A 7,142-nucleotide genomic window follows, 5' to 3' on the forward strand; every position below is an offset into this window, starting at 1 on the left:
TCAAGATAACAAAGATTCCAATCGTAACCATCGCTAAAAAAGTTGTCAAATAAGCACCCTTTTTTACCCGATCATATTTCTTAGCGCCAATGTTTTGACCAACAAAGGTTGTTACAGCCATATTAAAGGCTTGTAGTGGTAAATTGACAAAACCATCAATCTTGACCGTTACAGAATATCCCGCAATAACCGATGAACCATAAACATTGATATAAGACTGAACAATTACATTTGATAACGATACGATACTTTGCTGCAATCCCGTTGGTAACCCAATTTTAATGATCTTCATTAAGATTGATTTATTAAAACCAATATCTTTTATACAGACCTTATAAACATCATCTGTTTTCATTAAAACATACATGACCATAACAGCTGATACCGCCTGAGCAATTAAAGTTGCATAGCCAGCCCCAGCAACACCCCAGCCAAAACCGCGAACAAATAGAAAATCTAAGACAATATTAACCAAACTGGAAAAAATCAAAAAATAAAGGGGCCGCCTGGAATCACCTACTGAACGTAAAATCCCTGAGACCATATTATAAATCATCACAAAGATCAGCCCAGCAAAATAGATTCCTAAATATAAACTTGCCTGCTTAAAAACTTCTTTTGGAACACCAATTGCCTGCAATAAAGGATTAGTAAAAAATAAGCCAACAATTGTTAAAACAATCCCCACAACCAGCGTTAATGCCATACTGTTATGAATCGCCAGTTTCATTTTTTTAATTTCTTCGGCTCCAAAATATTGAGCAATAACAACTCCAGCACCGGTTGAAATTCCCATGAAAAAACCAATCAGCATATTAATAACCGGAGTACTCGCGCCTACTGCAGCAAGAGCATTGGTTCCAACGTAGTTTCCAACCACGTATGAATCAACAGCGTTATATAATTGTTGAAACAAATTTCCGATTAATAAGGGTATCGAAAATAGAATTATGGATTTTACAATATTCCCATTAGTTAAATCAATTGTTTTTTCCTTCATCTTTTCATCTTCTTTCCATCAAACAATTAGATTAATTCATATTTTTCCATTGCAAAAGCAATCCCATCATCTAAAGCATCTTTAGTAATAAAATCAGCATATTTTTCAATTCCATGACTATAGTTTCCCATTGCAATCGCAACATCAACACTTTCAAACATTTCTACATCATTCATACTGTCACCAAAAGCGTATGTTTTAATAGAATCAAGCTTTAAATATTTTAATAATTTCTTGATTGCAGCAGCTTTATTAACTCCTTCTAAGCTAATTTCACCAGCTTCTTGTAAATTAGGTCCCCATGAAGCTTTAACTAAATGATATTTATTTAACTCTTTAGCAATTTCTTGATATGGATAAAACGGAGAAATAAAAGAAATTTTATTAACATTTTCTAAAGAACATTTTTCAATCGGGTTTAATAAATCAAGAAAACTGCTAGTTTCACCATGAAAAATCTCTTTGACCATAAAATCTTTGACACTTTGATGGCAATAAATACCATCATTACATTCTAGATAATAATGAACTTGATGTTCATCTAAATAACTCTTTAAAAATTCGATATCTTTTAAATTAAAAGTAAAATGATCAACAATCGTATCATGACTTTCAATATAGCAGCCACCACCGCCAATAATTCCATCAAAACCAATATTTTTAATATCTCCTATCTCCGCTAAAGATCTCCCGGTACATAAATAAACAAGATTTCCTTTGGCTCTGGTTTTTTGAATACTTTTAATTGCACTTAAAGGGATATGATCACGAATGATTAGGGTCCCATCAATATCCATGAAAATAATATTTTGTGGTTTCATTTTTTACTTTCCTCGATATTTCCATTACTAGCAATAATTTCTTCCAGTTTAACCAAAACCCCTTGTTCCATGTTTGAAGGTACAATATCATAAGCAATATCCTTAATTGCATCTACAGCATTTTCCATTGCAAAGCTGTATTTAACACTTTGTAACAGCTCATAATCGTTCATTTGATCACCAAAGGCTACTGATTCATAATCATGTATTCCAAAATATTCTTGGATAAATGTCATTGATAAACCTTTATTGGCCTCTTTATTGGCAATATCCATCCATTCATTACCGCTTGTAACTAATTTTAGATCTTCTGGTAGCTGTTTTTTTACTGTTTCTAATAATTCTACTATTTTATATTGAGGATCAAAAATCGCTAATTTGATAATTTCATCATCGACCTGTGAAAAATCATCAACAAATTCATACATACAATAATATTTTTTTACTTCATATTCATATTCTTGATGTTTTCTTTCAATATAGGCCCCTTTAGCTCCACACATGATCATGATCAAACGCGGTTCTTTTTTTATTATCCTGATTGCCTGATCAACTAGTTTACGATCGATATCATTGGCAAACAGTTTTTGGGTACCTAGGGCTACATAAGCACCATTTTCAGCGATAAAACACATTTGATCGCTCATCGGAATAAATCTTTGATAAAGACGATAATATTGTTGCCCACTGGCAACTACAAATTTAATTCCTAATTTATTAAGTTCATAAAAAATACGGTTAAAACGGGGATCAAATTCTTTTTCTGAATTCAAAAATGTTCCATCCATATCTGTAGCAATTAATTTAATCATATCATTTCCACTCCTATCATCTAACATTATCTAGTTTATCATAAATACTCTCTAGATTCACTTTACAATTACATACTTTAAAATATTTTTGTAAAATAAAAGAGCACTCTTAGTAATTAGAGTACTCATCAGACTTTTAAACAGTCATTTTAGTTTATTTATTTACAGCATTTTTTAAAGCAACACTAGATTTAAAAGCTGGCGCTTTGCTTGCAGCAATTGTCATTGGTTCACCAGTTCTTGGATTACGACCAGTTCTTTCGCCTCTTTCACGTACTTCAAAATTTCCAAATCCTTTTAATGATACTTTTTCACCGTTAGCTAAAGCATCAGTAACTACATCAACAAATGAAGTGATCACTTTATCAACATCAGTTTTTGTCATTTCTGTACTTGAAGCAATTGCTTCGATTAATTCAGCTTTGTTCATATTAATTTCTCCTCTATCTTTTAGTATAGGAACAATCCTATAATCATTATATTACTTATTAACATCTATTACAAGTTTTAATCCTTTATTCATCAAATTCCTGATTTACTTTTTCAATAAATGTTTCTACAGCCGTTTTAGGTGTTGCCCATGAAGTTACTAAACGAATACAATGATGATCTTCGTCAATTTGATCCATTACGATAAAATTAAAATCCTGCTGTAATTTTTTAATTAATTTATCATTCATAATTGGAAATAATTGATTTGTCGGTGAATCAACATACATTTTAAAACCTTTTAATCCATCTTTTAACATTGCTGCCATTTTATTTTCATAGCGACCAATTTCTAAATATAAATCATTACTAAATAGTTCTTTAAATTGAACACCTAATAATCTTCCTTTAGCCAGCATAGCTCCTTTTTGTTTAATGTTATAGCGAAAATCTGGTTTTAATTCATCATTACAAATCACTAAACATTCACCAAATAAAGCCCCCATTTTCGTTCCACCAAGATAAAATACATCACTATATTTTGCTAAATCGCTAAGACTTGGGGTATTATCAACCGCTAACGCACTGCCTAAACGTGCCCCATCAACAAATAAATATAAGTTATGCTTTTTACAAACAGCACTGATTGCTTTTAATTCATCTAAATAATAAACAGAACCATATTCAGTTGATTGTGAAATATACACCATTTTAGGCTGGACCATATGTTCATCTTCGTGGCTATTAACGATTTTTTCAATCATCTTTGGTGTTAATTTACCATTTTGATGAGGCGCTGTTAACACTTTATGACCAGTGGCTTCAATCGCTCCGGTTTCATGAACATTTATATGTCCGCTATCTACGCTAATTACCGCCTGATAAGGCTTTAGGGCAGCCGAAATTACAACTGCATTTGTTTGTGTTCCGCCAACTAAATAATGAACATCAACATTTTCATTTTGTAACTGCTGTTTTAATAATGCAGTTGCTTCTTTGCAATATTTATCTAAACCATAACCATCACATTGTTCTAAATTAGTTTGCATCAAGGCTTCCATGATCTTAGGATGGGCCCCTTCGCTATAATCATTAGTAAAACTGTACATGTAATCCTCCTATCTTCTTGGATATAATAATCCATAACGTAAATACAATACATCAAAGAAAGTTTTTAAAGCCGTTGTTCCTGAAATTGATGATTCGGTAAAATCACTTTCTTTTCCATGGATGACAAAAGCTTTATCCACTTGTTTGATTACCTCACTATCAGGATTTAAAGTTACTAGAATAACTTTGGCACCACGATTTTTAATTGAAGTAACTAAACCACCAACAGGATGTTTTCTCGCTCTAACTGACAGCACCAAAGCAACACTATCTTCATCCAATAATTCAATTCTTTGACTATCATCCCCGCGATCGGCAAAAGCATAAGAAAACTTTCCTAACTTAATTAGCTTAAACTGAATATCTGAAGCTAAAATTTTGTTGAACTGGAAACCAAAAAAATGTAATTTTTTAGCATCATATATTATATCACATAAACGGTCGATTTCATGAATATCAATATATTTTTTACTTTCCACTAGAGAATCGATCGTTAGATCGTAAACTAAATCCGCACATTTTTGAGGGTCTTGATGAATCGCAACTAAAACTTCCGGTTCTAATTTAATTTCATGACTAGCCTGACGCAATCCATCTTGGACTTGCTTTTTAAATTCCGTAAAATTGTCACATTTTAATGCTTTGCAAAATCTTGAAATTGTTGCTGGTGAAGTATAACATAAATCAGCTAACTCATTGATTGAAATATCAGGTATTTTTTCAATATTATTTAACACTTGATAACAAATAGTGTAATACATATCCTGACTATATGAAGCATTAATGTAGGTAAGTAAATTATATAAAATATCAACGTCACTATTTTCTTTTTTTCTTGTCACTTACCCTCACCTCCATTTACATTATACACAATTTAAACAAAAAAAGAAAACGTGATAAAACGTTTCCTACAATCAATCATTAAAATAAGTAAATTCTAGACAATAAACTAATTCATCAAACATTTTAGTATTAAAACCATAACATTCACAATCATCATATTCACCAGTCCAGTCATTATTTAATTTAGCCAAAAATGGTAACACTTCTTCCTCTTTTAAATCAACTGTTGCATAAAACTCACTATGATCTTTCATCGGCTGATAAGGACCATTAGGTGAAATTGATAAATCCGGATTGATCATTAATAGTTTTTCTTTTACTTGTAAATAAGCTTGATCAGCCTCACTAGAAATAACTACATGTAATCTTGCTAACATATTTTCCTCCTTAAACTAACTTATATTATAACGATAATCTTTAAAAATGCAAAAAAGCCAGCCTAAGCTGACTTAATTGATGGCATCACTGCCCGTTTCTCCAGTTCTAATTCGTAAAGCTGATTTTAGATCATAACTTATGATTTTCCCATCACCAGGATGACCCGTAAAAGCCGCATCCTGAATTGCTTTGATTGTTTTTTCTTCCCAGCTTTCATCACTGACAATAATTTCAAACTTAATTTTAGGCAACATGTTTACTTCAACTTCATTACCACGAATAACTTCTTTATAGCCTTTTTGAATGCCACAGCCCATGACTTGATAAACAGTTATGCCATGAACTTCAATATTAGCTAATGCTTCTTTGACATCTTCAAACTTTTCTTCACGAATATATGCTTCTATCTTAATCATTTATTTCACCTCTAGTCTAATCCTGTAAATGATGGATATGCTGTTTCGTTATGCTCAGATAAATCTAAACCAATCTGCTCTTCACGTTTACTAACCCGTAAATCCGTAAATAAACGAACAATAGCAATACAAATTAATGTTCCTACAATAGCGACCACGATTGTAACGATAATACTGATTACTTGAGCTAAAAATAAATTTACATCACCGAAAAATAATCCATTCCATCTAGCGACATCATTGATTGATGTTTGGGCAAATAAACCAGTAGCAAGACCGCCCCAGATACCACCAATACCATGACAGCCAAAGGCATCTAAAGCATCATCATAACCAAAACGTTTTTTAACTTTAGAAATCATGACAAAACAAATTGGACTGCCAACTAAGCCAATAATTAATGAAGCCCAGATAGGAACGAAGCCAGCCCCAGGTGTAATTGCCACTAACCCGACAACCAATCCAGTAGCACAACCTACTAAAGTCGGCTTTTTATTAGTAACAACATCCATAAACATCCATGAAAGCATTCCAGCCGCTGCACTTATCGCACTAGTCATAAAAGCATGAACGGCTAGACCATCGGCTTTTAAAGCACTTCCGGCATTAAAACCAAACCATCCAAATAACAATAAACTAGCTCCTAAAACAACAAACGGAATGTTATGAATGCGATAGTTGGCATGTTGATAATCTTTACGTTTACCTAAAACAATACATAAAACTAAAGCACTAACTCCAGAGCTAATATGAACCACATTACCACCGGCAAAATCGACTGAACCAATCTTCGCTAAAATTCCGCCTAATCCCCAGACCATATGAGCCATTGGATAGTAAACAATCGTTGACCAGGCAATGATGAAAATAAATAACGCTTTAAATTTCATCCTTCCCGCTACTGCTCCAGTAATTAGAGCTGGTGTAATGATGGCAAACATCATTTGAAACATAGCATATTCTAAACTTGGGATAGAATCAGCATAGTTTCCTGGTGTTAAACCAACATTATTCAATCCTAAAAAACTTAAATCCCCGATCACTCCAAAATGATCATTTCCAAAAGCAAGTGAATATCCAAACAATACCCACATTACCATGGCAATACCAATAATAAAAATTGACGTCATCATTGTATTAACAACATTCTTTCTTCTAACCATTCCCCCATAGAAAAAAGCCAATCCCGGTGTCATTAATAAAACTAAGGCGCTACAAATAAGTAAAAAACCAGTATCACCCGTATTAATCATCTTTATTACCCCCTTTACTATGATTACGGGGTTCATTATATATGATAATTTATTATTATGCAAGTATATTTTTATTACAA

9 protein-coding genes are annotated in these 7,142 nt (G+C 32.5%); all 9 read right to left on the reverse strand.

Annotation, left to right across the window (positions count from 1 at the left end):
- On the reverse strand, positions 1-1,000 hold a 1,000-nt coding region (locus J7M77_RS07890; RefSeq protein ID WP_296877286.1), incomplete at its 3' end, for an MATE family efflux transporter.
- Between the two features lie 26 nt (positions 1,001-1,026).
- On the reverse strand, positions 1,027-1,821 hold the full coding sequence (locus J7M77_RS07895) for a Cof-type HAD-IIB family hydrolase (protein ID WP_296877287.1): 795 nt from the start codon (positions 1,819-1,821) through the stop codon (positions 1,027-1,029).
- Complete coding sequence (locus J7M77_RS07900; protein WP_296877288.1) at positions 1,818-2,633, reverse strand: Cof-type HAD-IIB family hydrolase; 816 nt, start codon at positions 2,631-2,633, stop codon at positions 1,818-1,820. Before J7M77_RS07900 ends, J7M77_RS07895 begins: the two co-directional genes overlap by 4 nt.
- A gap of 154 nt (positions 2,634-2,787) precedes the next feature.
- A complete protein-coding gene (locus tag J7M77_RS07905; RefSeq protein ID WP_296877289.1) occupies positions 2,788-3,063 on the reverse strand; it encodes an HU family DNA-binding protein in 276 nt (91 codons plus the stop codon).
- Positions 3,064-3,148: 85 nt separating this feature from the next.
- Entirely contained in the window at positions 3,149-4,171 is a 1,023-nt protein-coding gene (locus J7M77_RS07910; protein WP_296877290.1) for an aminotransferase class I/II-fold pyridoxal phosphate-dependent enzyme, read from the reverse strand.
- Positions 4,172-4,180: 9 nt separating this feature from the next.
- The gene (locus tag J7M77_RS07915; protein ID WP_296877291.1) at positions 4,181-5,014 is read right to left on the reverse strand and encodes a MurR/RpiR family transcriptional regulator; all 834 of its coding nucleotides are present in this window, start codon (positions 5,012-5,014) and stop codon (positions 4,181-4,183) included.
- Positions 5,015-5,086: 72 nt separating this feature from the next.
- Complete coding sequence (locus J7M77_RS07920) at positions 5,087-5,392, reverse strand: hypothetical protein (RefSeq protein ID WP_296877292.1); 306 nt, start codon at positions 5,390-5,392, stop codon at positions 5,087-5,089.
- Positions 5,393-5,464: 72 nt separating this feature from the next.
- Complete coding sequence (locus J7M77_RS07925) at positions 5,465-5,809, reverse strand: P-II family nitrogen regulator (RefSeq protein WP_296877293.1); 345 nt, start codon at positions 5,807-5,809, stop codon at positions 5,465-5,467.
- An 11-nt stretch (positions 5,810-5,820) separates the two neighbouring features.
- Positions 5,821-7,062 (reverse strand): ammonium transporter, encoded by a 1,242-nt coding sequence (locus J7M77_RS07930; RefSeq protein ID WP_296877294.1) that lies wholly within the window; start codon positions 7,060-7,062, stop codon positions 5,821-5,823.
- Positions 7,063-7,142 lie beyond the last annotated feature (80 nt).

Origin of the sequence: Thomasclavelia sp., assembly GCF_017889095.1 — a bacterium.
GTDB lineage: Bacteria > Bacillota_I > Bacilli_A > Erysipelotrichales > Coprobacillaceae > Thomasclavelia.

What these genes read in the sequence shown, in the direction of transcription:
- J7M77_RS07895 (WP_296877287.1), bottom strand. Translation starts at nt 1,821, where the DNA reads ATGAAACCACAAAATATTATTTTCATGGATATTGATGGGACCCTAATC.
- J7M77_RS07900 (WP_296877288.1), bottom strand. Translation starts at nt 2,633, where the DNA reads ATGATTAAATTAATTGCTACAGATATGGATGGAACATTTTTGAATTCA.
- J7M77_RS07905 (WP_296877289.1), bottom strand. Translation starts at nt 3,063, where the DNA reads ATGAACAAAGCTGAATTAATCGAAGCAATTGCTTCAAGTACAGAAATG.
- J7M77_RS07910 (WP_296877290.1), bottom strand. Translation starts at nt 4,171, where the DNA reads ATGTACAGTTTTACTAATGATTATAGCGAAGGGGCCCATCCTAAGATC.
- J7M77_RS07920 (WP_296877292.1), bottom strand. Translation starts at nt 5,392, where the DNA reads ATGTTAGCAAGATTACATGTAGTTATTTCTAGTGAGGCTGATCAAGCT.
- J7M77_RS07925 (WP_296877293.1), bottom strand. Translation starts at nt 5,809, where the DNA reads ATGATTAAGATAGAAGCATATATTCGTGAAGAAAAGTTTGAAGATGTC.
- J7M77_RS07930 (WP_296877294.1), bottom strand. Translation starts at nt 7,062, where the DNA reads ATGATTAATACGGGTGATACTGGTTTTTTACTTATTTGTAGCGCCTTA.